This is a genomic window from Dongia rigui (genome assembly GCF_034044635.1).
Taxonomy (GTDB): domain Bacteria; phylum Pseudomonadota; class Alphaproteobacteria; order Dongiales; family Dongiaceae; genus Dongia; species Dongia rigui.
Genome location: NZ_JAXCLX010000001.1, coordinates 2,395,102 through 2,420,280 on the forward strand (window position 1 = coordinate 2,395,102; position 25,179 = coordinate 2,420,280).

The following is a 25,179-nucleotide window of genomic DNA, read 5'->3' on the forward strand; positions in this document are numbered from 1 at the left end:
ATCTGTGCGCAATTCGGCGGCGGGGGCTTTGAAATCTTGGTGATTGGGCGTGACGCGGGGGCGATCCAGCCGAGCTTTGTCGGCCGCTTGTGGCGTGCCTTGCGCCGGCCAACCGGCATCATCCGTTGCGGCAAGGCGCCGGCCTTGGACGCGCCGCTCGGCAATCTCCGGGCGCTGGTGCTGGATACGGAAACAACCGGACTTAATGTGCGCAGCGACCGCATCATCTCGGCTGCCGGCTATCATCTGGCTGACGGGCAGATCCCGGCCCAGCCCGCTTTCGACCTGATCATCGATCCGGGCCGCCCCATTCCCGCCGCCTCCACCGCCTTTCACGGCATCGTCGACGCGATGGTGGCGGGGCAGGGCGATTTCGCCACGCATTGGCCTGAAATGCACCGCCATCTCGAAGCCGGCCTCATCATCGGCCACCAGATCTATTTCGACATTGCCCTGTTGTCGCGCGAGGTGCGACGGCTGGGCGCGAAACTGCAGCCACCGGTGGCGCTCGACACGGCGTTGCTTTATGCGGCCCTTCATCCCTCGCACCGTCACCGCGATCTCACACCCTGTTGCGCCGAGTTCGGCATTACCATCCCCGAACGGCACACGGCACGGGGCGATGCCGCCGCGACCGGTGCCTTGTTCCTGAAATTGGTGCCGCTGCTGCAAGACCACGGCATCCATACATTGGGCGAGGCCCTGGCCTTCGAGCGCGCCGCTTTGCTGCATCATCCGCGGCGCTGGCGTTTTTAGGGCGAAAGGAGGCGGCAGGCATGAGAAGGCGCTGGGCATGAACGAGGAAATCCTGCAGCGCATCGACGCTTTCGCCTATCGCCATCGCTTGGCAGAGGTGATGCGCAGCCCGGTCATGACCATCGATGCCGCAGCGCCGCTCACCGAGGCGGCCCGGCTGATGGCCGAACGGCATGTAGGGGCACTTGCTATCCTGGACGAGAAGAAGCGCGCCATCGGCCTCATCACCGACCGCGACATCGCGCATCAGGCAGCCGATCCCCGGAAGCTCACCCGGCCGATCGCCGAGGCGATGCTGCGCGACGTCCCGCAATTGCCGCCCGATGCCTTCGTCTTCGAGGCGTTGACCGATCTCCGCCGCAATAATACGCGCCACATCATTGTTGCCGATCGCGCCAGCGGGGCAGCCCTTGGCGTCGTCAGCATGAGCGCGCTCCTAAAGCTGCGCGCCGACGATGCGCTGCTGCTCGCCACCGATGCCGAAGCAGCGCCGGATGCTCAAAGCCTCAAAGACGTGGTGGCGGCCCTGCCGCGCCTGGCCAAGTCACTGTTGGCCGAAGGTGTGCCGCCGCGCCAGATCGCCGGGGCGATTGCCGCCGTCATCCGCGACATCTATGCGCGGGTCGCTGTGCTGGCCGAAAGCTTGATGCTGGCCAGTGACGGCCCGGCGCCAGCGCGCTGGTGCTTCCTGGTGCTGGGGTCGGGAGGGCGGGGCGAGGCGCTGCTGGCCGCCGATCAGGACCATGCCCTGGTCCATGACGGGGCCGCGGATGATTACCCATGGTTCGAGAAATTCGGCCTGCATTGCGCGGGCATACTCGACCAGATCGGTATCCCCTATTGCCGCGGCGATGTCATGGCCAGCAACCGTGAGTGCCGCCACAACCTCGCCGGATGGCAGAAGCGCATCAAGACCTGGGTCGCCAGCGATGACGATGTGGCACTGCTCAATGCCGACATCTTTTTCGACTTCCGCGCGGCTTATGGCGATATGGCCCTTGCGGTCGATCTCAGGGCGCTGGCGTCGAAACTCGGGCGGGAACGGATGTTTCTGAGGCGCCTTGCGGCAACCATCGGCCAGATCGAGGCGCCCCTGGGGCTGTTCGGCGGGGTGAAGACCAAGGGCGGACGCGTGAACTTGAAGCGCGGAGCCCTGCTGCCGATCGTGTCCGGTGCGCGCGTGCTGGCTTTGAGCCTTGGGAGCACGGCGCTCGAAACCGAAGCCCGCTGGGCCGCGGCGCGCAAGGCCGGCCGCGTCAGCGCCGACGATCTGGTGCGCATCGCCGATGCCCATGACATGGCGCTGAAACTCATGCTGGCGCAGCAACTGGCCGATATCGAAAAAGGCCGCAGCCCCGGCCCCGACGTCGAGGTGAAGCGCCTCCTTGATTTCGACCAGGAACGGCTCAAGGACGGACTCAAGATCGCCTCGGTCATCGACCTCATCGTTCGCCACGCGCTTGTCTAGCGCGGTGACGCCCATCACGCCGCGGTCTGGCCGCCGCTAGGCGGCATCTCCGCTTTTCCGCGACAAGTCCCTGATTTTGCCACATTTCCGGCACGCCGCCGCCATGGCTTTCCGCGATGAAGGGAAGCCCGGGATTGGTGAGCCGCGTCACTGCGCGAAACGCAACTCCCGGCCAGATTAAGGGCAAGTCGTTTCCACCAAACACTCGCGTGACCATCAGGGGACCATCATGTTCGACAGTTTCGTCACAGTCAGCGCCCGCCTGACACTGCTATCGCTTTTCGTGCTGATGCTGGCACTGGCCGGAGCGGGCGCGTGATGCTGGACCTGTCGCCTTCCGGTCGCGTCTTCCTCAAGCTCACCATTGCGGCCGAGCTGTTGATCGTTATCTCGACGCTGTGGCTGGCGGTCGCTTCCGATCTTTTCGGCTAACTTGCGCGGCACGACATGGCTGGGGTCTAATCAGACCTCACAGAGCCAAATGCCCAGGTGCCGCATCATGCCTCGCCAAACCGATTCAGATCCACTGCGCCAGTTTGGTGCTGCACCCAGTGCCGGCGAGATCGAGGAAATGGGGCGCCGGGTGCTGGCCGCCTTGCCACCCGAATTCCTTGCCCAATGCGGCAATGTCGCGTTGCGGGTCGAGGATTTCGCCGATGAAGAGACGCTGGCCGCCATGGATATCGAAGACCCGTTCGAACTGGCGGGCCTCTATCGCGGCGTGCCGTTGACCGAGCGCGGGGCTGACGACCCGACCGGCCTCGATATCGTCTTCCTCTATCGCCGCCCCATCCTCGATTGGTGGGCCGAAGGCGAGGACACGCTGGAACATCTCATCCGCCACCTCGTCATCCACGAAATCGGCCATCACTTCGGCTATTCGGATGAGGCGATGGAAGCGGTGGAGGAAATGGGGGAGTAGACAGCCATCGTTTCAGTTGTCATGGCCCGCGCAGGCGGGCCATCCACGAATTGGGATGTGGCTGAAGAAAGTCACTCGTGGATGCCCGGGCCAAGCCGGGGCATGACATTGAGAAATGGACCTACCCCAATATCTTGGCGTGATGCCGCAGGTGATCCTCGACGAAGGTCGAGATGAAGTAATAGCCGTGGTCGTAGCCTTCATGCCGGCGCAGGGTGAGCTTCTGGCCCGAGATCTTGGCGGCCGCTTCCAGGGCATGGGGGTGCAGCTGCGTGCCGAGGAACTGATCCGCTTCGCCCTGGTCGACCAGGATCGCGTTCGGATGCGCGCGTTGCTTCATCAGCTCAGATGCGTCATGAGCGGCCCAGGCTTTCCGATCGCTTCCCAGATAGCCGGTGAAGGCCTTCTCGCCCCAGGGGCAGTTGATCGGGTTGGAGATCGGCGCGAAGGCGGAGACCGATTTGAAGAGATCCGGGTTCTTCAGGCCCAAGGTCAGCGCCCCATGCCCGCCCATGGAATGGCCGAAGAGGCCGAGGCGCTGGACATCGACCGGGTAATTCGCGGCGATGAGCGCCGGCAATTCCTTGGTCACGTATGAATACATGCGCCAGTTCTTCGACCACGGCTCTTGCGTGGCATCGACATAGAAACCGGCACCGACACCGAAATCCCAATTATCCGCCTGGCCTGGAAAATCGGTCCCACGTGGGCTTGTATCGGGTGTCACCAGTGCCAGGCCCAGTTCGGCGGCGGCGCGCTGCGCCCCCGCCTTGATCATGAATGTCTCTTCCGTGCAGGTAAGGCCGGCAAGATAGATCAGCCAAGGCACCGGCCCCTTGACGGCGGCCGGCGGCAGATAGACCGAGAATTTCATCGGCAGCCCGATCTCGGTGCTGTCGTGCTTCCCGAAGATCTGCCAGCCGCCAAAGCCATGATGGCGGCTGGTTTCCATGACCACACTCATCAATACATCACCACGCCGCGGATCGAGGTGCCAGCCTTCATCAGCTCGAAGCCCTTGTTGATATCGGCAAGCGGCATGGTGTGGGTGATGAGGTCGTCGATGTTGATCTTGCCGTCCATGTACCAGTCGACGATTTTCGGCACATCGGTGCGGCCGCGGGCACCACCGAAGGCGGTACCTTTCCAGACGCGGCCGGTGACCAGCTGGAACGGTCGGGTCGAGATTTCCTGCCCCGCACCGGCGACGCCGATGATGACCGAGACGCCCCAGCCCTTATGGCAGCATTCCAGCGCCTGGCGCATCACGGTCGTGTTGCCGATGCACTCGAAGCTGTAATCGGCACCACCCTTGGTGAGGTTGACGAGATAGGGGACGAGATCGCCCTCGACATCCTTCGGGTTCACGAAATGGGTCATGCCGAATTTCTCGGCGATGGCCTTCCGGCCCGGGTTGAGATCGACACCGACGATCATGTTGGCGCCGGCGAGGCGTGCGCCCTGGATGACGTTGAGGCCGATGCCGCCCAAGCCGAAGACGACGACATTGGCGCCGGGCTCGACCCGGGCGGTGTTGATGACGGCGCCGATGCCGGTGGTGACGCCGCAGCCGATATAGCAAACCTTGTCGAAGGGCGCGTCCTCACGGATTTTGGCGAGGGCGATTTCCGGGACGACGGTGAAATTGGCGAAGGTCGAGGTGCCCATGTAATGGTGCACCTTCTTCCCGCCAAAGCTGAAACGGCTGCTGCCGTCCGGCATCAACCCTTGCCCCTGCGTCGTGCGGATGGCCTGACAGAGATTGGTCTTCTGGCTGAGGCAGTACTCGCATTGGCGGCATTCCGGCGTGTAGAGCGGAATGACGTGATCACCCTTCTTGAGGGACGTCACATTGGGGCCCACATCGACGACGATGCCGGCACCCTCATGGCCCAGGATCGCCGGGAAAAGACCTTCCGGATCGGCCCCGGACAGGGTGAAGTAATCGGTGTGACACAGGCCCGTCGCCTTGATCTCGACCAGGACTTCGCCGGATTTCGGGCCTTCGAGCTGTACCGTCTCGATGACCAGGGGTTTGCCGGCTTCGACAGCCAAGGCAGCGCGCACGTCCATGGGAGATCCTCCGTCAGATTTGGTCTTTTGGGTGCTGGTGTTTTAAGGCGTTGCGAACCCCCGCCCCGAAGGGGCGCAAGCCCTGGTCATATCGTAAGTTTACCCTGACAGGCTAGCGGCGATTTCATGACTGGCGATGGCCGGATACTGACTTTCTTTGTGTCGCCAATGAACTCGTGGATGGTCGGCCTGCGCCGACCATGACGGTTGGGGATGTGGCGGCGAATCCAGTCTCAATCGTCATCCCCGGGCTTGGCCCGGGGATCTACGAGTTACGTTCTGAAAATTCGTGGATGGTCGGCCTCCGCCGACCATGACGGCAAGAACGACTACGCGATGATGTCGGGAAGCAATTTGCTCTCGAGCTTCATCATCTGGTCCTTGATGGCCAGTTTGCGCTTCTTGAGGCGTTGGATCTGGAGCTGGTTGAAGGGCGAGGCCTCGGCCATGGCACGGATGGCCTCGTCCAAATCGCGGTGTTCGGAGCGCAATTCCTCCAGCTGCACCCGCAGCTCATTCAGGCCGATCATCACTGGCTGACCATCTCCCCGCCCGTAAGCGTCATTTGCTCGTCGCATAGTACCGCAAAACCCTGGCGGCGTCACGGTTTAGCGGCGACGGCCACCCCATCCCGTGCAATCTGTCGCAAGCGGGCGGAAAGCGAGGCGATGAGGCCTTGCGCCCTTTCCGCTCAAGGGGATAGAGATCAATCCAGCAGGACCCATTGCCGTAAGGAGCCCCACCATGGCGGAACCGTTTGACCTCGTGATCAGGAACGGGGCGGTTGCGACCCCCAATGGGGTGGAGATGCTGGATATCGGGGTCCGCGAGCGGCGAATCGCTGAACTTGGGCGGATCGCCGCCACGGCCCCGGCGGCGGAGGTAATGGACGCCACGGGCCTCACCGTCCTCCCCGGCGTCATCGATACCCAGGTGCATTTCCGCGAACCGGGCCTGACGCATAAGGAAGATTTGGCGAGCGGCACGGCGGGGGCGGCGCTGGGTGGTGTCACGGCCATCTTCGAGATGCCGAATACCACCCCCAACACGCTGACCGAAGCCGACCTCAACGACAAGCTGCAGCGCGCCAAGGGCCGGGCCTGGGTCGACCATGCCTTCTTCATGGGGGCCTCGGACGAGAACGCGGACAAGCTCGGCGAACTGGAGATGCTGCCCGGCTGTGCCGGCGTCAAGATCTTCATGGGCTCGTCCACGGGATCGCTGCTGGTGGCCGATGACGAGACGCTGGAAAGCGTGTTGCGCCATGGGCGTCGCCGCGTCGCCATCCATTCCGAGGACGAGATGCGCCTGCGCGAGCGGCTGGCGCTGGTGAAGGACAGCAATGACCCGAGCCTCCACCCGCATTGGCGCGATGTGGAAACGGCGGTGCGCTCCACCAAGCGGCTGCTGAAGATCGCGCGCAAGGCCGGCCGCCGCGTGCATGTGCTGCATATCTCGACCGCCGACGAGATGGAGATCTTCAAGGACCACAAGGATATCGCGACCGTCGAGGTGCTGACCAACCACCTGACCCTGGCCGCCCCCGATTGCTACAAGCGCCTGGGAACGCTGGCGCAGATGAACCCGCCGGTCCGCGATCAGCATCACCAGGACGGCATCTGGGCGGCGGTGCGGAACGGTATCGTCGATGTCATCGGCTCGGACCACGCGCCGCATACGCTGGAAGAGAAGGGGCGACCCTATCCGCAGAGTCCCTCCGGCATGCCGGGTGTGCAGACCTTGCTGCCGCTCATGCTCAATCATGTGCATGAAGGGCGTCTGACCTTGGCAAGGCTGATCGACCTCACCAGCGCCGGGCCGCAGCGCATTTTCAACATCCGCAACAAGGGCCGCATCGCGCTGGGCTATGACGCCGATTTCTCGGTGGTCGACTTGAAGGCCAAGCGCACCATCACCAACAAATGGATGGCGACCAAATCCGGCTGGACGCCCTATGACGGCATGGAAGTGACGGGCTGGCCCATCGCCACCATCATCCGTGGCGCCATCGTCATGCGCGATGACGAGCTGCTGGGGCGTCCCGATGGCGCGCCGGTGCGTTTCCAGGAAACCATCCGTCCACAGGAATGAGCCACATGGAAAAGGGCGTCATCATCGGCTGGCACCATCTGCCTTTCGTCAAGGAAGATGCGCGCAGCCTTGAGGAGATGATCGTCGCGGCCGGCACGCAGGCGCTGGACCATGCCGGTGTCGGGCCGGAGGAAATCGACGCCGTTTATCTCGGCCATTTCAATGCCGGTTTCTCAACGCAGGATTTCCCGGCCTCGCTGGCACTTGGCATCGATCCCGCCTTACGCTTCAAGCCGGCGACACGGGTCGAGAATGCCTGCGCCACGGGGAGTGCCGCCGTGCATCAGGGCCTGCAGGCGATTGCTGCGGGGAAGGCGCGCCATGTGCTGGTCATCGGTGCCGAGCAGATGTCGCGTGTGCCCCCGAAAGAGGTCGGCGCCAATCTGCTCAAAGCGAGCTATGTGGCGGAGGAAGGCAGCATTCCCGGTGGTTTTGCTGGTGTTTTCGGCCGTATCGCGGAACTTTATTTCCAGCGCTATGGCGACCAGACGGAAGCGCTTGCGGCCATCGCCGCCAAGAATCACAAGAACGGCGTCGCCAACCCGCTGGCCCAGATGCGCAAGGATCTGGGGCGCGATTTCTGCCGTGCCGTTTCCGAGAAAAATCCGCTGGTGGCAGGTCCCTTGAAGCGCACCGATTGCAGCCCGGTCTCGGATGGGGCGGCGGCCCTCGTGCTGGCTGCCGGCGATGTGGCGGCGACGCGGGCGATTGCCTTCCGCGCTGCCGTGCAGGTCAATGACTATCTGCCCATGTCGAAGCGCGACATTCTGGCCTTCGATGGTTGCCGCCTTGCCTGGCGCAAGGCGCTGGCGGAGGCGGGTGCGGCGCTCTCTGACCTGTCGCTGACTGAGACGCATGATTGCTTCACCATCGCCGAACTCATCGAATATGAAGCGATGGGCCTGGTGCCGGCGGGGCAGGGGGCACGTGCCATTCTGGACGGTGTGACGGAAATGGGCGGCAAGTTGCCGGTCAACCCATCGGGCGGCCTCAAGGCCAAGGGCCATCCCATCGGCGCCACCGGCGTCTCCATGCATGTGCTGGCCGCGATGCAGCTCGACGGTACAGCCGGCGATTTCCAGGTGAAGGATGCCGAGCTTGCCGGCATCTTCAACATGGGTGGCAGCGCGGTCGCGAATTATGTGAGTATTCTGGAACGGGTAAAGTGACGCGAGAGTCGTTCCTTCGTCATCCCCGGACTTGATCCGGGCATCCACTCTATCAGCTGCTGCAGTGGATCCCCGGGTCAAGCCCGGGGATGACGTGATGAGAGAGCAAAGGGGAGTTCTTAAATGTTCAAGGCGCTGCTGTTGCAGGAGAAGGACGGCAAGGTCACGTCCGCCATCGAGGATTTGCCGGATGATCGGCTGCCACCGGGCGATGTGCTGATCCGGGTGCATAACAGCACGCTCAATTACAAGGACGGCCTGGTCCTCAATGGGCTGGGAAAACTGGTGAAGACCTATCCGCATGTGGGCGGTGTTGATCTTGCTGGCACGGTGCTGGAAAGCCAGCACGCCGATTACAAGGCCGGCGACCAGGTGATCCTGACCGGATGGCGTGTAGGCGAGGTGCATTGGGGCGGCTATGCCGAGAAGGCGCGGGTGAAGGGCGAATGGCTGGTGCCGCTGCCGCACGGCCTCTCGACCGAGCGCGCCATGGCGATCGGCACGGCGGGCTTCACGGCGATGCTCTGCGTGATGGCGCTCGAAGAGCATGGACTGCGCCCCGATCATGGCGACGTCCTGGTGACGGGGGCTGCCGGCGGCGTCGGCTCGGTGGCGACCGCGATCCTCGCGCGGCTTGGCTATCGCGTGGTCTGCTCAAGCGGCCGCGCCGACCAGGCGGATTACTTGAAAAGCCTGGGTGCTGCCGAAGTGATCGACCGCGCTACCATCGCCGCCCCCTCAGGCAAGCCGCTGGAGAGCGAGCGCTGGGCGGGTGCCGTCGACAGCGTGGGTGGGGCGACGCTCGCCGCCATCCTGCCGCAGATGAAATACAAGGCCGCGGTTGCTGCCTGTGGTCTCGCCGGCGGCACGAAGCTGGAGACAACGGTCATCCCCTTCATCATCCGCGGTGTGGCACTGCTCGGTGTCGATTCGGTCATGGCACCCTTGATGCGCCGCAAGGTCGCCTGGGCCAGGCTTACCAAGGACCTGCCGATGGACAAGCTCGACGCCATGATCCACCGCGCCAAGCTGGAAGAATTGCCAGCGCTGGGCAAAGCGATCCTCGACGGCAAGGTGCGTGGGCGCGTGGTGGTGGATCTCGGGGTCTGATCGTCGCGGCCGGTTCTAAGCGGCGCGGCGCAATGCTTCCGGCATGGCGCTGGCGCCGACCAGGGCAATGCGTGGGTCTGCGTCGGAGATGCCCGTCACGACGCAGTGGGCAAGGCCGATGGTGTTGCCCTCCAAGAGGTTCACCGTGATTTGGTCGCCGGGCCGCAGCATCTCGGCAGCGGCCGAGAAATAGGCGGGCGCCAGGATGCCGTGCAGCGGATCGGCCGAGCGGTAATGCCAGTGGGTAAAGCCGTTGGCGTAGGCCAGCACGCTTAACTGGGTTGGATCGAAGCGCATCTATCCCCTCCTTTGCCGGACGATAAACCCATTCTAGCTGAAGATTACGCATTTTGTCAACTCAAAATGCGTTCTCGCAATGCAGCAAAAAGCCTCACGCGCCGAAGCTTGCGGTGAGGCCTTGGGAAAAGGCGCGGCTGCCGGGTTAAAGGGGCGGCGGCGCGGTCAACCGGCTTCGCCGGCCCCGGTGATGCGGTAGATCCGTTTCACATCAACGGCCTTCAGCGAGATATCGCGCGAAGGGTTGAACTGGTGGAGGACCACTTCCTCGTCATTGCGGCGGAGGAACTGCTTGATCAGGCCCTGGCCGTCGGCAAGCTCGACAGCAACGAAGCAGTTCTTGGTCAAAGGCCGGTTCGGATTGACATAGAGCAGTTCGCCCGCGAAATAACGCGGCTCCATGGAATCGCCGTCGACATAGAGGGCAAAGGCATTGAAGGCGCCTTTGAGATTGGCGGGCCGCTCGACAAATTCCTTGGCCTCGCCCTCGTTGAAATAGAACCCCTCGCTGCCGCCTTTAACCGCGCCAATCACGGGCAAGTCGCGCTGGCTCTGCCCACCGCCCAGGGCGCTGGGGCGCGGTGTCACCGGCTCACGCCGATGGGTCACCGACTGGCCCTGCTCGATACCGGCCAGTTGCAGCACGCCGCCGGGCTCGGTGCCGTGCTGGCTGAAAAGTGCATCAAGTTCGCGGGCCAGTTCGAAGGGCAGGAAACGGCGCTTGTAGCGATCCTCGTAATGCTGATAGCGGGTCAGGCTCCAGCCCAGCGCCTCGGACACCGAGCGCATGGTGAGACCGGCCTGTTCACGCAATTCCTTCAGCCGCCTGGCGGCTTCCGAGATCTCTGTCATAGGAAACTCCTTATCGACCATCCAACTGCTGGGCAGCGCAGGCGCGCGCACCATCGGGTCGACTGATCACGGCTATATATGTACGAAGAATACGTTTTTAAAGCTTGACAGCGTAACCAAAATATGCGTATTATCGCATAATCATATAACGCGCAAAGCCTGTCAGCGGCGGGGTCAGCCGATCGGGGAGGAAAATAATGGAACAAAAAGGAAACAAAGATCAATCAGGCCACTGGGTCGGCCTGCGGAACTGCCTCTCCTGCGGCGGCCGATTCGTGGCGCTGAGCCCCTATGTGCGGGTTTGCGACCTGTGTAAGGCCGGCGAGGAATGGCAGAGCGGCAATGTCGACGTCGTCCGTCACCACCCGGCGCCCGCCAATGACAACTAAGCCAATGATGACGAAAACAGAGGAGCAGCGCCCTATGGCCGAGATCGTCGACTTTCCCCCGAGCCCCACGATGCGACCCGAACAGGCGGTCGGCACCTGCCTGAAGACAAGGTGGTCGCAGTTCCTTGGCATCGGCATCACCGAGGCGGGCGAGTTCGAGGTGGTGAACAGCGACATGACCGCCGAGCGCGCGTTGTGGCTGGTGAAATGGGCCGAGCGCTGGGCCATGGGCCTCGACGAGGTGGAGGAGGTCGAGGGATGAGGGCGTTCATCGCGACCAAGCGGGGCCGGCCGCGCCAACTCGAGGCCGCCAACGATAACACGCCGGATCGTGGCACGATGGAGTTGCAGATGAAGCGTGCGGTCTTGGCGCGCGGTGTGGCGGCTGAGGCGGCGACGCATCCCTTGGACCTGCTGCTGGCGCATGGCCGCATCAATCTTGCCGAGCATCGTGCCGGCTGTCGGTATGCAGCGCTTTACAAGCAGGTGATCGGCCCCACCGGGATAAGCTACGGCCGGCTTTACGCGGGCCTCGCCGGCGAGAGCCGCGGGCGGCGGACCGATGTCGCCATCGACCCGGCGGTGGATGACGCAGAACGCGCCGACGCACAGCGCCAGTTTCGCACGGCGCAGGCGGCATTGCGCAGCGAAGGCGCCGTGGTCGCCGGCATCACCGAGCGATTGGCCGTCTTCGGTGCGTTTCCGGATTGGCTGCTGGCAGAACATGCGACGGCTTTGCGCGCCCGCGGATTGCTGCGCAAAGGCCTGCGGCAGCTGGCCGAGGCGTTTCAGCGCAACGCCGGGAGATGCAGATGAGCAAGGCATTGGCGCTGCCCGTTGATGAACTGGAAGACCTCGCCCGCCGCTATGCGAGGCGTGCGGTCGAGACGCTCGCCGAGGTGATCGACAATGCGGAGGCCACACCGGCAACGCGGATCTCGGCGGCGACGGCGATCCTGCAATGGGGATATGGGCGCCCAGGCGGCAAGCCCAAGCCGGGTGAGGCCGGCGAGCAGGTGATTCGCTTGACTTGGGGAAATGACCCATGAACGCAAAATAGGCCTTGACGATCTAGGAATATTTTGCTAATATGCAAATATAGACTGCGATAAAGCGCCCCGGAGAGCCCCACAGGCTTTCGCGGGGCGTTTCATTTTCGGGGAGCATTGAACGCAAGATGGCCAGGGCAGTGCAACGACGGGCGGCCAACCCAAGGTCGCGCGACGTGCATCTTTATAGTCCGCGGCCGCACCAGGCCGATCTGCATCGCGCGCTGAAGCGCTTCAATGTGCTGGTGGCGCATCGGCGCTTCGGCAAGACGGTTTTCTGCATCAACGAGCTCATTGCCAAGGCCGCAGTCAATCCGAAACGGGAAGCACGCTATGGCTATGTGGCGCCGCTGCTGACACAGGCCAAGGATGTCGCCTGGGTCTATCTGAAGCGCTTCACTGCGCCCATCCCGGGCATCGAGGTGAGCGAGACGGAACTGTGGGTGCAGCTGCCCAATGGTGCCCGCATCCGCCTTTACGGCGCCGACAATGCCGACCGGTTGCGCGGCCTCTATTTCGACGGCGTTGTGCTTGATGAATATGCGCAGATGAGCCCGCGCGTCTGGCCCGAGGTGGTGCGGCCGATGCTGGCCGACCGCCAGGGCTGGGCGCTGTTCATCGGCACACCGATGGGGCGCAACCATTTCTGCGCGCTTTATGAACAGGCGATGACCGATGCCGATTGGCTGGCCCGGCGCTTCCCGGCGAGCGAGACCGGCATCTTGGCGGTGGCGGAACTGGCGGCAGCCCGGCGCGCCATGTCGACCCAAGCCTTCGCACAGGAATTCGAATGCAGCTTTGCCGCCGGCGTGCCGGGCGCCTATTACGCGGCGCTGCTGGAACAGGCGGAACAGGACGGCCGCATCGGCCGCGTGCCATGGGAGCCGCGTCTGCCGGTGACGACGGCCTGGGATCTGGGCATCGGCGATGCGACGGCGATCTGGTTTGCGCAAACGCTGGGCCAGGAGATCCGCATCATCGACTATTACGAGGCGAGCGGCGCGGCGCTTGCTCATTACGCCAAGCATCTGTCCGAGAAAGACTATGTCTATCATGAGCACCTGTTGCCACATGATGTCTCGGTGCGGGAGTTGAGCACGGGACAGACGCGGCTCGATACCCTGCGCAGCCTCGGCCTCAAAGTGCGGGTGCTGAGCGCTGATTCAGTCGAGGATGGGATCGAGGCGGTGCGGAACCTCATTCCCCGCTGCTGGATCGATGCGCAGAAATGCGCCCGCGGCCTCGATGCGCTGCGGCTCTATCGGCCGGCATTCGATGCCAAGCGCGAGACCTTCAGCGCGCGGCCGGTGCATGACTGGACCAGCCATGCCGCCGACGCCTTGCGCTATCTGTCGCGTGGGTTGAAGCGCCCGTTGCGACCGGCAATGGAGTCGGCGCAGACAGGCGACTACAGCCCCTTCAGCTGGTAGGCCCATGCACGTGAAGCCCTTGACGCGCGACGCGCTCTTGAGTGTCGCCGCTGGGATGCGCGCGCCCGATCGGCACGAGATCTTTGCGACGCGGTTTGACGAGGACGTCGCCGCGCTGGTTGCCGATCTGGCAGAAGGCCATCCTGTCGGTGCCGTGATGGCGGCTGCGGACGGTACGCCGGTCGCTGTCCTCGGTGGCACGGAAATGTGGCCAGGCCTGTGGTCGCTTTGGATGTTCGCAACGGATCGCTGGCCAGAGGTCGCTCGCGCCGCAACGCGTTTTGCCAAGCGCGAATTGTGGCCAGCCTTGCTGGCCCTGGGTCTGCGGCGCGGCGAATGCCGCTCGGCCGCGCAACACACGATGGCGCATCGCTGGATCCGGCATCTTGGCGGGGTCCAGGAATCCATCCACCCGGCCTTCGGCAAGGGCGGGGAGACTTTCATCGGCTTTGTCATCTATGGAGAGACGGAACATGTGCGCCACCCCGAAACGTCACAGCAAGAACAATGTGGGCAGCAGCGGCAATAGCAGCACGGCAACGCCGTCGGCCAGCGACGCTGTCGCCGACGCTGCCGCAGAAAAGGAATTGCGCCGCTTGCGCTCGCTTTATGGCCGCCGTGCCACGATCCTGACACCGGAGCGCTCGGCCATGGGCGAAGCGCCGACGGTACAGAAGAACCTGCTGGGTTCGTGAGCGGATCAGTAGCTGACATGGACAATATCGCCGACGACCTCATCCGCCGCCAGGAGGCCCTGGCCGGCGAACGCGCGACGCTCGACACGCTGTGGCAGGAAATCGCCGAGCTGATGAAGCCACTGCGTGCCGACTTCACCTTTCAGCGCGTGCCCGGCGACAAACGCACGCAGAAGATCTTCGATGCGACCGCTGGTCTTGCCGCCGACAACCTGGCGGCTGGCCTCTGGGGCATGATTACCAATGCTGCCAATGACTGGTTCACCCTGCGCTCGGATCTGCCCGAGAGCGAGGAAGCGCAAGCGACCAAGGAATGGCTGGATGACGTGACGCGGCGCATGCAGGGCACCTTTGCCGCCAATGGGCAGCGCTTTTATGCGCGCGTCCTAGAACTCTATGCCGATCTGGTGACGTTTGGTACCGGCGTCTTCTATTCGGAAGAGGATGCAGCGACGGGACGGGTTCATTATTCCTGCCGGCATCTCGCCGAATGCTTCATCGCCGAGAATGAGCGCGACGAGGTCGATACGGTCTTTCGCCGCTTCAGCTTCACCGCGCGCCAGGCGCACAAGCGCTGGGGCGACAAATGCCATCCCAGCCTGCTGCGCGCCCTGGAGAAGGAGCCGGACCGGCGGTTCAGCTTTTTGCACGCAGTAATGCCTCGCGAGGACGTGGCGCGCGGCCGGTTCGATCCGGCTGGCATGGCGTTTGCCTCCTTCTACATCGATGTCGAGAACCGCCTGCTGCTCTCGGAAGGCGGCTATCACGACTTTCCCTACCAGGTGCCGCGCTGGTCGACGGCTTCGCGCGGGCTTTACGGCGACAGTCCAGCGATGCTGGCCCTGCCGGACGTGAAGATGCTCAATGCCATGTCGAAGACGACGATCGTCGCGGCGCAGAAGGCGGTCGATCCACCGCTCCTGGCTGTCGACGAGGTGGCGGTCCGAGGCCTGCGCACGCATCCCGGCGGCATCATCTATGGCGGCCTTGATGAGAACGGCCGCCGCCGCTATGAGCCACTGCACAGCAACAGCAATGTGGGCCTGGGGCTGGAGCTTGAGGAGCAGCGCCGCGAGGCGGTGCGGCAGGCCTTCTATTTTTCGCTGCTGCAGATGGTGCAGCAGCCTAACCAGACGGCCACGGAAGTGCTGGCGCGCCAGGAAGAGAAGCTGCGCCTGATGGGGCCGCATCTTGGGCGTATCCAGGCGGAATTCCTGGACCCGTTGATCCGCCGCCAGTTCGGCATCATGCGACGCGCCAACCTGTTGCCGCCGCCACCCAAGCAGCTGCGCGCCAGCGGCATCCGCATCGAATATGTCTCGCCGCTTGCACGTGCACAAAGGGCGGGCGAAGGGGCTGCGATCGTGCGGGCACTCGAATCGCTGGCGCCGCTCGGCGGCATCAAGCCGGAGATCTACGACAATATCGATTCCGACGCTGCGGCGAGGCTGCTTGCCCAATCCTTCGGTGTGCCCAACAACCTGCTGCGTACGCCTGGCGCGGTGAAGAAGCTGCGCCAGGAAGCGGAAAAGGAAGGGGCTGCCGGCGATGGCGCCATGCCCGCCGGCATGCAAGGCGATGCAACGGCTGGGTTGGGCGATCTCGGTGCCATGCTTTCGGGCGGTGGCCAATGAAGGCCGGCATTACCTGGCTGTTGCGCCTTCATGGGCGCGCGCGGGCACAGCGTGTGGCAGAAGCCTATCGGCGGCAGCTTTCCGCAGATGAGGGCGCAGCGCGGCTGATTCTCTCTGACCTCGCGCATTACTGCCGCGCGGGGCAGAGCAGTTTTGTGCCTGGCGATCCGCATCAGACAGCGTTCAACGAAGGGGCGCGCGATGCCTTCCTGCACATCGCGGAAATGTGCGGCGTGACCCCGCGCGATTTTACCGAGCTTCTGGAAGAGGTGATCGATGATCGATGAGAAGAACCGGCCTAGCGAAAATGACGCGGCAGATTGGCGCCTGGGACTGGAGGACGATCTGGCGGGCCTGGTGCAGCAAAAGGGCTGGCGTTCGGCCAAGGATGTGCTGACCTCGTATCGCAGTCTCGAAAGGATGCTGGGCGGCGACCGCGTCGCCTTGCCCGGCAAGGATGCCGGCCCGGAGGATTGGGGTCCCGTCTGGGAAAAGCTCGGCCGGCCGGCCGATCCCGCGGGCTATGCCCTGTCGGCGCCGGGTGGTGATGATCCGGCGGTTGGCGAATATGACGGGCCGACGGCGCAATGGTTTCGCGATACGGCCTTCGAACTGGGCCTGACCCAGACGCAAGCGGCAAAGCTGCACGATGCGTTCCTGGAGCGCTTTGGCAAAGAGCCACAGCCGGCAATGGTGCAGGAAGAGGAGCCCGACCTCAGAAGCGTGTGGGGGCGGCGGTATGATCGCAACATGGCGGCGGCACGGCGCGCCTATGGCACGTTCCTCGGTGACGAGGCGCAGTTCAACCAGATCGCCGATGGCATCGGCCTGTCGGCGCTGCTCGACCTGCTGGCAAAGGTGGGGCATGCCACGGGTGAGGACAGCATGACCGGCCGGGCGGATGCCAGGAACAGCGGCCCGCGCTCGGCCGCCGAAGCGATGGGAGAAATCGGCCGGCTGCAGGCGGCGGCCAAGGCCGATCCCAAGCATCCCTATACCAACAAGACCCATCCCGATCATGCGGCGGCGGTGAAACGCATGGAGGATCTGTTCGCCCTAGCCTATGGGAAAATTTAGCATTGCCGGCCCTTGCATCTTGGAGGGGTTGTGGCAGTCTCCCGCGCCGTTCACGTGGAGGGGGTGACATGAGATCATTCTGCTGGCTGCCGCTTGCGGCTGTGAGTCTGGCTCTAAACCTGGCTGGGTGCATCAACATCGACACCAGCTTCCTGCCGAAGACCAGCTCGGTCGTGGTGAAGGACGTCGAGATCGGCGCCAACACCTGGGCCGCATATCAGCAATATCTGGCGGCCATCTCACCCGCGGGGCAGGGGGTCTTTGCCATCGCCAGCGATGGGCAAGGTGGCGAATCATGGGTCTGCAAGACCGCGAGCTGTGCCGATACCAGCCAGTTCGCAGCCAACGCAATCCGGCGCTGCGAGGAGAACAACCCGGGCTATACCTGTGTTGTCTTCGACATTGATCGCGTACCGCAGATCAAGTTCCAGCCGCCCCATTGAAGCGGTGCCATTGCCCGATCATCCAACCCCGCTCCGGCGGGGTTTTCTTTTTCTACGATTTTTGAAAGCCCGGAGAACCGTCTCCTCGTTGGCGACGGCCCGGCTGACGGCTCGGAAAGACGGCCGCTGACGGCGCGCGCTTGCGCCGAGAGGTCTTGTTTGAAGGCGCCGCAGGCGCCAGCCGCCACGCCAACCCTGCCGCCTGCGGCGCGTTGGTGCCAGCCGACGAGGCAACCTCGCCGATCAAAGCAGTCACTTCCGACAACAGACGAAAAGGAGTCGTGGACCCATGTCCTCGCAGATCCAGGTTGCTTTCAACAACCTTTACAGTGCGAACATCATGCTGCTGGTGCAGCAGAAGGGCAGCCGCCTCAAAGACGCGGTGCGCCAGGAAGTGGTCGAGGGCGAAATCGCCTATTTCGACCAGATCGGTGCGGGCAGCGCCATCAAGCGCCAGTCGCGCCATGCCGACACCCCGCTTACTGAAACGCCGCATGCCCGGCGCCAGGTGATGCTGGAAGATTACGAGTATTCCGACCTCATCGACCGCCTCGACCAGGTGAAGACGCTGACCGACCCGACCAGCGCCTACAGCCAAGCCGCAGCCCACGCCCTGGGTCGCGCCATGGATGATGTCATCATCGCCAACGCCAATGGCACCGCCCGCACCGGCAAGACCGGCCAGACCAGCGTTGCCTTGCCGGCGGGCCAGAAGATCGCCGTCGGTGGTACGGGCCTCACCTTGGCCAAGCTGCTCGCCGCCAAGGAAGTGCTGGACGCGGCGGAGAATGACCCGGACGAGCCGCGCTTCATCGCTTGTCCTGCCAAGGACATTACCGTGCTGCTCTCCAACACGCAGGTGACGTCGAGCGACTATAACACGGTGAAGGCTTTGGCCGCCGGCCAGATCGACACCTTCCTCGGCTTCAAGTTCATCCGCACGCAGCGCCTGGGCACCACCAGCGGCGGCGACCGGGCGTGTCTTGCCTGGCGCCAGTCTGCCCTGCTGCTGGCCATCGCGCAGACGCCGAAGGTCAAAGTGACCGAGCGCCCGGACAAGTCCTATGCGACGCAGGTCTATTGCGCGATGTCGGTCGGTGCCACGCGCATGGAAGAAGAAGGCGTCGTCGAGATCGCGACTGTCGCTTAAAGGGTCGTGGGCATCGCGGCCGCCCGCCAACCTCGCGATGCCCACGACTGGTTTGCAGACTGAAACTCACCAGGAGAAAACATATGGCTACTCAATACGGCACCCAGATGGGGCGCCTGCGCAACACATTGCCGGTGGACCTGCCGATGGCAGGCGATATCCATGGCCGCGTGCGCGTGTTCAACGAAAAGGTCGTGCTGGCCGCCCAGCCGACCAGCGACATTGTCGAAGTGGCGCGCCTGCCCAAGGGTGCGCGCGTGCTCTATGGCATCGTCAACAGCACGGTGTCGCTGGGCTCGTCGACGCTGGCGATCGGCATTGCCGGCAATACCGGCAAGTATCGCGCCGGCGCCGTCTTCACCGCGGTCGACACGCCGACCCTGTTCGCACCCGCAGCCGTTGCCGGCGAGGCGCTGACGGCCGAGGAAATCGTCATCCTCACCATCGGTGCCGCGGCACTGCCGGCCACCGGCACGCTGCGCGTGATGCTGTTCTACACGCTCGACTGATCTGGACGCGCGGGCAACAGCCGCCCGCCAACGCTGTTGCCCGCGCGACAAGAAAGAGAGTGCTCATGACCGTCTCGACCGTATCGATCTGCAACCGCGCGCTTGATCTCCTCGGCGCCGATCCCATCACCTCACTGGAAGACGGGTCGAAGGCAGCCAATCTGTGCCAGCGCAATTTCGAACCCTCGGCAGATTCGGTCCTTCGGCTCTATCCCTGGAACGCGGCACTGCGACGCGCACGCCTGCCGGCCCTCGCCGAGGCGCCGGCCTGGGGCTATCGCTATCAATACCAGTTGCCGCAAGGGCCGGAGCCGGCCTTGTGCCTGCGCCTGCTCGAGGTGGACAACGGCACCGATTACCGCGTCGAAGGCCGCCGGATCCTGGCCGATTACGGCGCGCCGCTCGACATTCTCTATATCGGGCGCATCATCGACAGCGCCAGTTACGATCCGCTGCTGGCCGAAGCGATCGCCGCAAAGCTTGCCGTGCATCTTGCCGGCAATCTGACTGAAAGCGCGTCGCGCATTGAAGTGGCGCGCGACTATCTGCGCAGCATCATCGCCGAAGCCAAGGCCACCGACGCCCAGGAGGGTGGCGCCAGCGATCTGGTGGTCGATGCCTGGCTGGCGGCACGGAGCTAAAGCCATGCCTCGCGCCTCGCTCCTGCTCTCGACCTTCAATGCCGGCGAATGGTCGCCGGAACTCTATGGCCGCATCGATCTCGACAAATACCGGAACGCCTGCCGGCGCATCGAGAATTTCGTGTTACTGGCGCAAGGACCGGCGACGCGGCGACCCGGCACGCAATACGTCGCCTCGACCAAAGATGATGGCGTCGTGCGCCTGATCCCTTTCGAGTTCTCGACGGAGCAGGCCTATATCATTGAAGCGGGTGCCAACTATTTTCGCTTCTACATGAATGGTGGACGTATCGAAACCTCACCGGGCGTCGCTTACGAGATCACAACACCATACGGGGTCAACGATCTCTCCGGCCTGAAATGGGCGCAGTCGGCCGATGTGCTCTATTTGGTTCATCCGCAGTTCCAGCCCCACAAGCTGGCCCGCAGCGGCCACACCAACTGGTCGATGACCCCAATCGACTTTTCGGACGGGCCCTATCTCGATGAGAATGTTGCCGCCGTGAACATGACGCCGGCGGCGGCAAATGGCAGCAATGTGACGCTGACGGCTTCGGCAGCAACCTTTGTCGCTGGTGACGTCGGGCGCCTCGTGCGCATCAAACATGGCAGTACCTGGGGCTGGGGCAAGATCATCACCTTCACGAGTGCCACACAGGTCAAGATCGACATCAAGAGCACCTTTGGCGGCACGGGTGCGGTCCCCACCTGGCGGCTCGGCGCATGGTCGCCCGGCACGGGCTGGCCAAGCACGATCACGTTTCATGAAGAACGGCTGTTCCTGGCCAATACCAAGTACCAGCCGCAGACTCTGTGGGCGTCCGTCTCCGGCGCCTATGAGAGCTTTGCGCCGACCGGCACGGACGGCGTTACCAAGGACGATCACGGACTGAACTTCACCATCGCCGATGACCGCGTCAATGCCATCCGCTGGATGAGTGCCGGCAAGACCTTGGCGCTGGGGACGACGGGTGGCGAGTTCAACCTTACTGCCAGTTCGCTCAATGAAGCGCTGACCCCAAGCAATGTCACCGTGCGACGCGAGACCACCAATGGCAGCGCCGACCTGCGCCCAGAGCGCATCGGAGCTGCCGTCATCTATGTGCAGCGCGCCGGGCGCAAGGTCTATGAAATGGCCTATAGCTTCGAGAACGATGCGTTCAATTCACCAGAACTGAGCCTGCTGGCACGGCACCTGACACTCAAAGGCATCAAGGAGATCGCCTATCAGGCGGAACCCTGGTCGGTAATCTGGGCGGTGCGGCAGGACGGAGCCCTGCTGGGCCTTACCTATATGCGCGGGCAGGATGTCGTCGGCTGGCATCAGCATCGCGTGGCTGGCACGGCCGCCAAGGTGAAATCGGTCGCCTGCATTCCGGGCATCGCACAGGACGAGGCCTGGCTGGCGGTGGAGCGGGTGGTGAATGGGGTTGTGCGGCGCTCGGTCGAGCGCATGGCGCAAGCCTTCGAGCCGGAGGATGCCTTCGACAAGAAGGGCGCCTTCTTTGTCGATGGCGGCCTCACTTTCAATGGTGCCGGGGCGACAGCGCTGACACCCGATGCCACAGCGGCGGTCGTCGGCAGTACCAACGTGCCATTTGCCGCAGCAGCGCCGGCCTTCACCCTCGACGACATCGGGCGCGAAATCCAATATTCCTATCCGGCACTGGAGGGCGAGGGCTATCACGTTGCCCGCGCGCGCATCACCGGTTTTATAGACGCCAGCCTGGTGACGGCAACGGTCCTGGCGCCCTTCCCCGGTGTGGCGCCGATCGCCGCTGGTGCCTGGTCGCTGGGGGCGACCACCATTCTGGGACTTGGCCATCTGGTCGGCGAGACGGTGACGATCCTGGCGGACGGCGCCACGCATCCAACGCGTGTCGTGGCACCCGATGGCAGCATCACCCTGGAACGGCCGACGGCCTATGCCCATGTCGGACTCGGTTATACCAGCCGTCTGGCGACGATGGATATTGAGGCCGGGGCGCTGGATGGCACCGCGCAAGGGAAGAGCCGCCGCATCCACCGCGTCATCGTTCGCCTCAACAACAGCCTTGGCATGCGTGTGGGCGCCGAAGAGGCGGGCAGCGAAGACGTGGTCTTCCGCGAGGCTCGTACCGCGATGGATCAAAGTCCGCCGCTCTTCACCGGCGACAAGGTGGTGGCCTTTCCCAAGGGTTGGGCAACGCAGGCCGTTGTGACGGTGCTGCAGGAACAGCCGCTACCCTGCACGATCGTTGCCCTCATTCCGCAACTCACCACGATGGATGGATGAAATGTGCAGTACAGCTGCAGCGATGGCTGCGACCATGATTGTTTCGAGCGCGGCCAAGATGGCCGCCGATGCCCAGCAGGCCAACCATGAATCGAACGAACTGGAACGCGAGGCGAAAGTCGCCCGCGCTCAGGGAGCTGAGCAGGAGCGCAAATTGCGGGCGGACCAATCGCGCGAGCAGGCCAAGCGCCGAGTGGCGATTCTTAAAGGTGGCGTGACAACTGAAGGGTCGCCAACCGACATGCTCCTCGATGCCGCACGCGAAGATGATTCCGAGGCGCGCTGGGCCCGCTTCGGCCAGACCGAAGCTGCCCGAGCCAAGGAGCGCGAGGCGCGCTATCGCCGTCGGCAATCGATACTGGACCACCTCTCAGGCACCAGCAGTCTTGGTACCAGCCTCATAAATCTCAATAATTGAAAGGAAGACGCAATGGCGACGGCAAAGACACTGGAAGCGGCCATGCAGGAAGCATTGGCTGCGCGCGGCATGCAATCCGTGCCGGCAATGGGCCTGGCAACGCGGCCGATGCCGACCGGCCCCGATGATCTTCGCAATGCGCTGTCTGCACCCGGCACGCCGGAAAATTACCAGATCATGGTGCCGCCGGATTTCGACCGTGATGCAGCGCTCGAGACCAAGGCACGCCAGTGGTTTCATCGCGCCGGCCTGCCGCAGGGTGCGGTCAATGGTATTGTCGATGCCTATTGCCGCCATCTTTGCGACGGTGCCACCGGCAATGAGGGTAAGCTCGCCCAGGCAGAGACAGAACTGAAGCAAGAATGGGGCGCGGATTATCCGCGCAAAATTGCGGCGGCTCAGTCGCTCATTGCCAAATGTGGTGGCGCTGAGGAACTGGCCGAGATCTGCGGTAGCACAGGGCTTGGCAACGATGCCTGGCTTATCCGCACCCTGGCGGCGATCGCCGAGATGAACCCGCAACCGGGTGTCGCCCAATGAGCGCCCTTGTCGCGGAGAAAGCGGGGGTGAAGCCGGCAGATGTCCCGCGCGACCTTGCCGGATGGCTGTCCTGTGCCGCCGACCTCCGCGCCAAGCAGGCCGACCAGGCTGCTGAACGTGCGGATATCGCGATGCGTCGTCAGGTACTGGCATTGGCGGCGGCGACCGGCGACGGGCGCGCGCAAAAGCGGGTCGAACAACTGGCGGCGCGCGTACAGGCGCTCGATCTCAGCGCCGCCAACGTGGCCGCGGCCCTGGAGCACGCTGGGACCGCTATCGCAGCAGCGGAAGCCGACTTGGCGCGTGAGGCAAGAATAGAAGCGTTGGCAAGGCACGAGAAACGCCGGACAGAGCGGTTAGCGCTGATCGCCACGATCGAACAACGCCTGCAGGAGATGGCACCGCTCCTCGACGCGCTCGGCCACAGCACGCACGACCTGGTCGCGAGTCACGCGGGCCTCGGCGGGGCGGCGGCACCGCTGCCGCCCTTGGCATTTGAAGCCGTCGGCGGACGTCTTGCGGAATTCATGACTGGTATCGGCTTTGCGCAATGGCTGCCGTTGGCGCGACCGGAGATCCGGCCGCCGCTGGCCTCGTGGCTGGAGGCAGAAGCAGCGGCCCAGGAGAGCTACGCGATTACCCTTTAGGCGCCCGAGCCGAGAGGACAAGAGCAGACCGATAGGACAAAAGATGACTCTTTCCACAACCACGTCCCGCATCACCTATGCGGGCGACGGCAGCACAGTATCCTTTGCTGTTCCTTTCAGTTTCTTCGGCGCCGACGAAATCGATGTCATCGAGCGCAATGCCGAGACAGGCAACGAAACGCCCAAGGTACTGACAACGGATTATACCGTCAGCGGCGGTGGCGGCGCCACCGGCACGGTAACGGCTGTTGCCGCACCCGACGCTACCAAGAGTTGGACCATCGCCCGGCGCACCAAGCGCACCCAGATGATCGACTACACTCCGAACGATCCGTTTCCCGCCGAAACGCATGAACGTGCCCTGGACCGACTGACGGCGCTGGTGCAGGAGCTAGACGAGAAGCTGGGGCGCGCGGCAGCGCTCAGCCCGACCAGCCCTTTGATCAACGTCACCTTGCCGACACCGGAAGCAGGCAGATTGCTCGGCTGGCGCGGCGACGCGAACGGGCTGGAGAACAAGAATGTTCCCACCGGTATGACAGTCTATACCCCGATCGACGTGACGCGGGCGGGTGTGGCCAGCAGCGAATCCGTGACGCCCCGCGGGCTCGCATCGCTGTGGCGCAAGGGCAGCGACATCGCAAGCGAAGCGGTCCTATCGAGGCCGGCGGATGTCAATCTTGGAGGCTATCACGTTGTCACCGGTAGTACGACGGTCACCGGGTTGTGGAGCGGCGAGGTCGCTGGCAGCGAGATTGAACTGCGTTTCGCCGCGGCGCTGACCCTGACCCATAACGCCAGTAGCTTCATCTTGCCAGGCGGCGGCAATGTCGTTGCTGTTGCTGGAGATGTCGCACGCTTTCGCGCCGAGGGCGGCGCCAATTGGCGCTGTGTCTCGGCACCACCGGGCTGGTTCGGGCAGGCGAGCGGAATTGGCCTCCCGGCCAACAACAAATCCACGACCTACACCATGCTGGCGACCGACAAAGGAACCGAGATCAACTTCACTGCCGCCGGCGTCGCCTTGAATCTGATGGCGGCGGCGGCGGCCGGCAATGGCGCGGTCATTGGTGTGCGCAATGCAGCCAGCAGCGGCGACGTGACCATCGACCCTAGCGGTGCCGAGACATTGGACGGGCTGGCAACGCGCCTGTTGCGGCCGGGCGATAACGTGCTGCTAAGGTGCGACGGGGGTGCGTGGCGAACGATAAGTGGGTCGTATTCTTTCGAGAGTGCCGAACAGACGGTTGCCATCGGTACAGTGATCGTGGTGGCGCATGGCTTGGGCGTCAGGCCCAACTACATCCGCGCTGCTTTTCGCTGCAAGGCGACCGATGCGAATTGGGCCGTGGGTGATGAAATCGACTACACCTCAGTGAACTGGACCTATGGCGCGTCGCTTGCGGCCGATGCCACCAATGCGGTGGCGACAATGAATCAAACCTATGCGCCGTCGATCGGTAACAAATCGACCGGCAGCGGCGGTGCGATGACAGCGGGCAATTGGAAGCTCGTCTTCTTTTGCAAAGACATGCGAGGTTGAA

At 63.7% G+C, this 25,179-nt stretch carries 30 protein-coding genes; 25 read left to right on the plus strand and 5 right to left on the minus strand.

Translation table 11 applies throughout. From position 1 onward, the window contains the following. Positions 1–39 precede the first annotated feature (39 nt). The 3 genes from SMD31_RS11165 (at position 40) to SMD31_RS11175 (ending at position 3,146) form a co-directional block, all read left to right on the plus strand. Complete coding sequence (locus SMD31_RS11165; protein WP_320500918.1) at positions 40–756, plus strand: 3'-5' exonuclease; 717 nt, start codon at positions 40–42, stop codon at positions 754–756. 37 nt (positions 757–793) lie between these two features. Continuing rightward, complete coding sequence (locus SMD31_RS11170; protein WP_320500919.1) at positions 794–2,224, plus strand: DUF294 nucleotidyltransferase-like domain-containing protein; 1,431 nt, start codon at positions 794–796, stop codon at positions 2,222–2,224. Between the two features lie 499 nt (positions 2,225–2,723). Continuing rightward, entirely contained in the window at positions 2,724–3,146 is a 423-nt protein-coding gene (locus tag SMD31_RS11175) for a metallopeptidase family protein (RefSeq protein ID WP_320500920.1), read from the plus strand. 121 nt (positions 3,147–3,267) lie between these two features. Here the strand turns inward: SMD31_RS11175 and fghA are convergent, their stop codons facing one another. The 3 genes from fghA to SMD31_RS11190 all read right to left on the minus strand — a co-directional run bounded on the left by fghA (position 3,268) and on the right by SMD31_RS11190 (position 5,749). Continuing rightward, positions 3,268–4,098 (minus strand): S-formylglutathione hydrolase, encoded by an 831-nt coding sequence (fghA, locus tag SMD31_RS11180; protein WP_320500921.1) that lies wholly within the window; start codon positions 4,096–4,098, stop codon positions 3,268–3,270. Positions 4,099–4,109: 11 nt separating this feature from the next. Continuing rightward, positions 4,110–5,219, minus strand: coding sequence for an S-(hydroxymethyl)glutathione dehydrogenase/class III alcohol dehydrogenase (locus SMD31_RS11185; RefSeq protein WP_320500922.1), 1,110 nt, complete (start codon positions 5,217–5,219; stop codon positions 4,110–4,112). Between the two features lie 329 nt (positions 5,220–5,548). Beyond that, entirely contained in the window at positions 5,549–5,749 is a 201-nt protein-coding gene (locus SMD31_RS11190) for a YdcH family protein (protein ID WP_320501029.1), read from the minus strand. Between the two features lie 214 nt (positions 5,750–5,963). Here SMD31_RS11190 and SMD31_RS11195 point away from each other — a divergent pair, with 214 nt between their 5' ends. The 3 genes from SMD31_RS11195 (at position 5,964) to acuI (ending at position 9,589) form a co-directional block, all read left to right on the plus strand. After that, the gene (locus SMD31_RS11195) at positions 5,964–7,310 is read left to right on the plus strand and encodes a dihydroorotase (RefSeq protein WP_320500923.1); all 1,347 of its coding nucleotides are present in this window, start codon (positions 5,964–5,966) and stop codon (positions 7,308–7,310) included. A gap of 5 nt (positions 7,311–7,315) precedes the next feature. Further along, positions 7,316–8,479: an acetyl-CoA acetyltransferase gene (locus tag SMD31_RS11200; protein ID WP_320500924.1), complete on the plus strand. Its 1,164-nt coding sequence runs from the start codon at positions 7,316–7,318 to the stop codon at positions 8,477–8,479. A 123-nt stretch (positions 8,480–8,602) separates the two neighbouring features. Further along, positions 8,603–9,589: an acrylyl-CoA reductase (NADPH) gene (gene acuI, locus SMD31_RS11205; protein ID WP_320500925.1), complete on the plus strand. Its 987-nt coding sequence runs from the start codon at positions 8,603–8,605 to the stop codon at positions 9,587–9,589. Between the two features lie 15 nt (positions 9,590–9,604). Here acuI and SMD31_RS11210 read toward each other — a convergent pair whose 3' ends face one another. Both SMD31_RS11210 and SMD31_RS11215 read right to left on the minus strand, forming a co-directional pair. Beyond that, positions 9,605–9,886, minus strand: coding sequence for a hypothetical protein (locus SMD31_RS11210; RefSeq protein WP_320500926.1), 282 nt, complete (start codon positions 9,884–9,886; stop codon positions 9,605–9,607). A 165-nt stretch (positions 9,887–10,051) separates the two neighbouring features. Further along, positions 10,052–10,738 (minus strand): XRE family transcriptional regulator, encoded by a 687-nt coding sequence (locus SMD31_RS11215; RefSeq protein ID WP_320500927.1) that lies wholly within the window; start codon positions 10,736–10,738, stop codon positions 10,052–10,054. Between the two features lie 197 nt (positions 10,739–10,935). Here SMD31_RS11215 and SMD31_RS11220 point away from each other — a divergent pair, with 197 nt between their 5' ends. From SMD31_RS11220 to SMD31_RS11310, 19 genes are all read left to right on the plus strand, one after another. Continuing rightward, positions 10,936–11,127 (plus strand): hypothetical protein, encoded by a 192-nt coding sequence (locus SMD31_RS11220; protein WP_320500928.1) that lies wholly within the window; start codon positions 10,936–10,938, stop codon positions 11,125–11,127. A 4-nt stretch (positions 11,128–11,131) separates the two neighbouring features. Beyond that, on the plus strand, positions 11,132–11,389 hold the full coding sequence (locus SMD31_RS11225) for a hypothetical protein (RefSeq protein ID WP_320500929.1): 258 nt from the start codon (positions 11,132–11,134) through the stop codon (positions 11,387–11,389). Continuing rightward, a complete protein-coding gene (locus SMD31_RS11230; RefSeq protein WP_320500930.1) occupies positions 11,386–11,943 on the plus strand; it encodes a hypothetical protein in 558 nt (185 codons plus the stop codon). Before SMD31_RS11225 ends, SMD31_RS11230 begins: the two co-directional genes overlap by 4 nt. Continuing rightward, complete coding sequence (locus tag SMD31_RS11235) at positions 11,940–12,176, plus strand: hypothetical protein (protein WP_320500931.1); 237 nt, start codon at positions 11,940–11,942, stop codon at positions 12,174–12,176. The genes SMD31_RS11230 and SMD31_RS11235 overlap by 4 nt, the downstream gene beginning before the upstream one ends. Before the next feature lie 176 nt (positions 12,177–12,352). Continuing rightward, positions 12,353–13,606, plus strand: a complete 1,254-nt coding sequence (locus SMD31_RS11240) for a terminase large subunit domain-containing protein (RefSeq protein ID WP_320500932.1) — start codon at positions 12,353–12,355, stop codon at positions 13,604–13,606. A 10-nt stretch (positions 13,607–13,616) separates the two neighbouring features. Further along, complete coding sequence (locus tag SMD31_RS11245) at positions 13,617–14,135, plus strand: hypothetical protein (protein ID WP_320500933.1); 519 nt, start codon at positions 13,617–13,619, stop codon at positions 14,133–14,135. Then, positions 14,080–14,301 carry a hypothetical protein gene (locus SMD31_RS11250; RefSeq protein WP_320500934.1) on the plus strand — a complete coding sequence of 74 codons (222 nt, stop codon included), beginning with the start codon at positions 14,080–14,082 and terminating at the stop codon, positions 14,299–14,301. The genes SMD31_RS11245 and SMD31_RS11250 overlap by 56 nt, the downstream gene beginning before the upstream one ends. A 17-nt stretch (positions 14,302–14,318) precedes the next feature. Further along, entirely contained in the window at positions 14,319–15,935 is a 1,617-nt protein-coding gene (locus SMD31_RS11255) for a portal protein (protein WP_320500935.1), read from the plus strand. Beyond that, on the plus strand, positions 15,932–16,222 hold the full coding sequence (locus tag SMD31_RS11260; RefSeq protein ID WP_320500936.1) for a Bbp19 family protein: 291 nt from the start codon (positions 15,932–15,934) through the stop codon (positions 16,220–16,222). The genes SMD31_RS11255 and SMD31_RS11260 overlap by 4 nt, the downstream gene beginning before the upstream one ends. Next, entirely contained in the window at positions 16,212–17,012 is an 801-nt protein-coding gene (locus SMD31_RS11265) for a hypothetical protein (RefSeq protein ID WP_320500937.1), read from the plus strand. Before SMD31_RS11260 ends, SMD31_RS11265 begins: the two co-directional genes overlap by 11 nt. Positions 17,013–17,080: 68 nt before the next feature. Further along, a complete protein-coding gene (locus tag SMD31_RS11270) occupies positions 17,081–17,455 on the plus strand; it encodes a hypothetical protein (protein ID WP_320500938.1) in 375 nt (124 codons plus the stop codon). A 289-nt stretch (positions 17,456–17,744) separates the two neighbouring features. After that, a complete protein-coding gene (locus SMD31_RS11275) occupies positions 17,745–18,605 on the plus strand; it encodes a phage capsid protein (protein WP_320500939.1) in 861 nt (286 codons plus the stop codon). Positions 18,606–18,688: 83 nt separating this feature from the next. Continuing rightward, complete coding sequence (locus SMD31_RS11280) at positions 18,689–19,114, plus strand: hypothetical protein (RefSeq protein WP_320500940.1); 426 nt, start codon at positions 18,689–18,691, stop codon at positions 19,112–19,114. 65 nt (positions 19,115–19,179) lie between these two features. After that, positions 19,180–19,755, plus strand: coding sequence for a hypothetical protein (locus SMD31_RS11285; RefSeq protein ID WP_320500941.1), 576 nt, complete (start codon positions 19,180–19,182; stop codon positions 19,753–19,755). 4 nt (positions 19,756–19,759) lie between these two features. Next, positions 19,760–22,030 (plus strand): hypothetical protein, encoded by a 2,271-nt coding sequence (locus SMD31_RS11290; RefSeq protein ID WP_320500942.1) that lies wholly within the window; start codon positions 19,760–19,762, stop codon positions 22,028–22,030. Positions 22,031–22,064: 34 nt separating this feature from the next. After that, positions 22,065–22,448 carry a hypothetical protein gene (locus tag SMD31_RS11295; RefSeq protein WP_320500943.1) on the plus strand — a complete coding sequence of 128 codons (384 nt, stop codon included), beginning with the start codon at positions 22,065–22,067 and terminating at the stop codon, positions 22,446–22,448. Positions 22,449–22,460: 12 nt separating this feature from the next. Further along, entirely contained in the window at positions 22,461–22,988 is a 528-nt protein-coding gene (locus SMD31_RS11300) for a hypothetical protein (protein WP_320500944.1), read from the plus strand. Further along, positions 22,985–23,635, plus strand: a complete 651-nt coding sequence (locus tag SMD31_RS11305) for a hypothetical protein (protein ID WP_320500945.1) — start codon at positions 22,985–22,987, stop codon at positions 23,633–23,635. Before SMD31_RS11300 ends, SMD31_RS11305 begins: the two co-directional genes overlap by 4 nt. Before the next feature lie 43 nt (positions 23,636–23,678). Then, on the plus strand, positions 23,679–25,178 hold the full coding sequence (locus tag SMD31_RS11310) for a hypothetical protein (RefSeq protein ID WP_320500946.1): 1,500 nt from the start codon (positions 23,679–23,681) through the stop codon (positions 25,176–25,178). Position 25,179: the final 1 nt, after the last annotated feature.

What these genes read in the sequence shown, in the direction of transcription:
- SMD31_RS11170 (WP_320500919.1), top strand. Translation starts at nt 794, where the DNA reads ATGAACGAGGAAATCCTGCAGCGCATCGACGCTTTCGCCTATCGCCAT.
- SMD31_RS11175 (WP_320500920.1), top strand. Translation starts at nt 2,724, where the DNA reads ATGCCTCGCCAAACCGATTCAGATCCACTGCGCCAGTTTGGTGCTGCA.
- fghA (WP_320500921.1), bottom strand. Translation starts at nt 4,098, where the DNA reads ATGGAAACCAGCCGCCATCATGGCTTTGGCGGCTGGCAGATCTTCGGG.
- SMD31_RS11185 (WP_320500922.1), bottom strand. Translation starts at nt 5,219, where the DNA reads ATGGACGTGCGCGCTGCCTTGGCTGTCGAAGCCGGCAAACCCCTGGTC.
- SMD31_RS11190 (WP_320501029.1), bottom strand. Translation starts at nt 5,749, where the DNA reads ATGATCGGCCTGAATGAGCTGCGGGTGCAGCTGGAGGAATTGCGCTCC.
- SMD31_RS11195 (WP_320500923.1), top strand. Translation starts at nt 5,964, where the DNA reads ATGGCGGAACCGTTTGACCTCGTGATCAGGAACGGGGCGGTTGCGACC.
- SMD31_RS11200 (WP_320500924.1), top strand. Translation starts at nt 7,316, where the DNA reads ATGGAAAAGGGCGTCATCATCGGCTGGCACCATCTGCCTTTCGTCAAG.
- acuI (WP_320500925.1), top strand. Translation starts at nt 8,603, where the DNA reads ATGTTCAAGGCGCTGCTGTTGCAGGAGAAGGACGGCAAGGTCACGTCC.
- SMD31_RS11210 (WP_320500926.1), bottom strand. Translation starts at nt 9,886, where the DNA reads ATGCGCTTCGATCCAACCCAGTTAAGCGTGCTGGCCTACGCCAACGGC.
- SMD31_RS11215 (WP_320500927.1), bottom strand. Translation starts at nt 10,738, where the DNA reads ATGACAGAGATCTCGGAAGCCGCCAGGCGGCTGAAGGAATTGCGTGAA.
- SMD31_RS11220 (WP_320500928.1), top strand. Translation starts at nt 10,936, where the DNA reads ATGGAACAAAAAGGAAACAAAGATCAATCAGGCCACTGGGTCGGCCTG.
- SMD31_RS11225 (WP_320500929.1), top strand. Translation starts at nt 11,132, where the DNA reads ATGATGACGAAAACAGAGGAGCAGCGCCCTATGGCCGAGATCGTCGAC.
- SMD31_RS11230 (WP_320500930.1), top strand. Translation starts at nt 11,386, where the DNA reads ATGAGGGCGTTCATCGCGACCAAGCGGGGCCGGCCGCGCCAACTCGAG.
- SMD31_RS11235 (WP_320500931.1), top strand. Translation starts at nt 11,940, where the DNA reads ATGAGCAAGGCATTGGCGCTGCCCGTTGATGAACTGGAAGACCTCGCC.
- SMD31_RS11250 (WP_320500934.1), top strand. Translation starts at nt 14,080, where the DNA reads ATGTGCGCCACCCCGAAACGTCACAGCAAGAACAATGTGGGCAGCAGC.
- SMD31_RS11255 (WP_320500935.1), top strand. Translation starts at nt 14,319, where the DNA reads ATGGACAATATCGCCGACGACCTCATCCGCCGCCAGGAGGCCCTGGCC.
- SMD31_RS11260 (WP_320500936.1), top strand. Translation starts at nt 15,932, where the DNA reads ATGAAGGCCGGCATTACCTGGCTGTTGCGCCTTCATGGGCGCGCGCGG.
- SMD31_RS11265 (WP_320500937.1), top strand. Translation starts at nt 16,212, where the DNA reads ATGATCGATGAGAAGAACCGGCCTAGCGAAAATGACGCGGCAGATTGG.
- SMD31_RS11270 (WP_320500938.1), top strand. Translation starts at nt 17,081, where the DNA reads ATGAGATCATTCTGCTGGCTGCCGCTTGCGGCTGTGAGTCTGGCTCTA.
- SMD31_RS11275 (WP_320500939.1), top strand. Translation starts at nt 17,745, where the DNA reads ATGTCCTCGCAGATCCAGGTTGCTTTCAACAACCTTTACAGTGCGAAC.
- SMD31_RS11280 (WP_320500940.1), top strand. Translation starts at nt 18,689, where the DNA reads ATGGCTACTCAATACGGCACCCAGATGGGGCGCCTGCGCAACACATTG.
- SMD31_RS11285 (WP_320500941.1), top strand. Translation starts at nt 19,180, where the DNA reads ATGACCGTCTCGACCGTATCGATCTGCAACCGCGCGCTTGATCTCCTC.
- SMD31_RS11290 (WP_320500942.1), top strand. Translation starts at nt 19,760, where the DNA reads ATGCCTCGCGCCTCGCTCCTGCTCTCGACCTTCAATGCCGGCGAATGG.
- SMD31_RS11295 (WP_320500943.1), top strand. Translation starts at nt 22,065, where the DNA reads ATGATTGTTTCGAGCGCGGCCAAGATGGCCGCCGATGCCCAGCAGGCC.
- SMD31_RS11300 (WP_320500944.1), top strand. Translation starts at nt 22,461, where the DNA reads ATGGCGACGGCAAAGACACTGGAAGCGGCCATGCAGGAAGCATTGGCT.
- SMD31_RS11305 (WP_320500945.1), top strand. Translation starts at nt 22,985, where the DNA reads ATGAGCGCCCTTGTCGCGGAGAAAGCGGGGGTGAAGCCGGCAGATGTC.
- SMD31_RS11310 (WP_320500946.1), top strand. Translation starts at nt 23,679, where the DNA reads ATGACTCTTTCCACAACCACGTCCCGCATCACCTATGCGGGCGACGGC.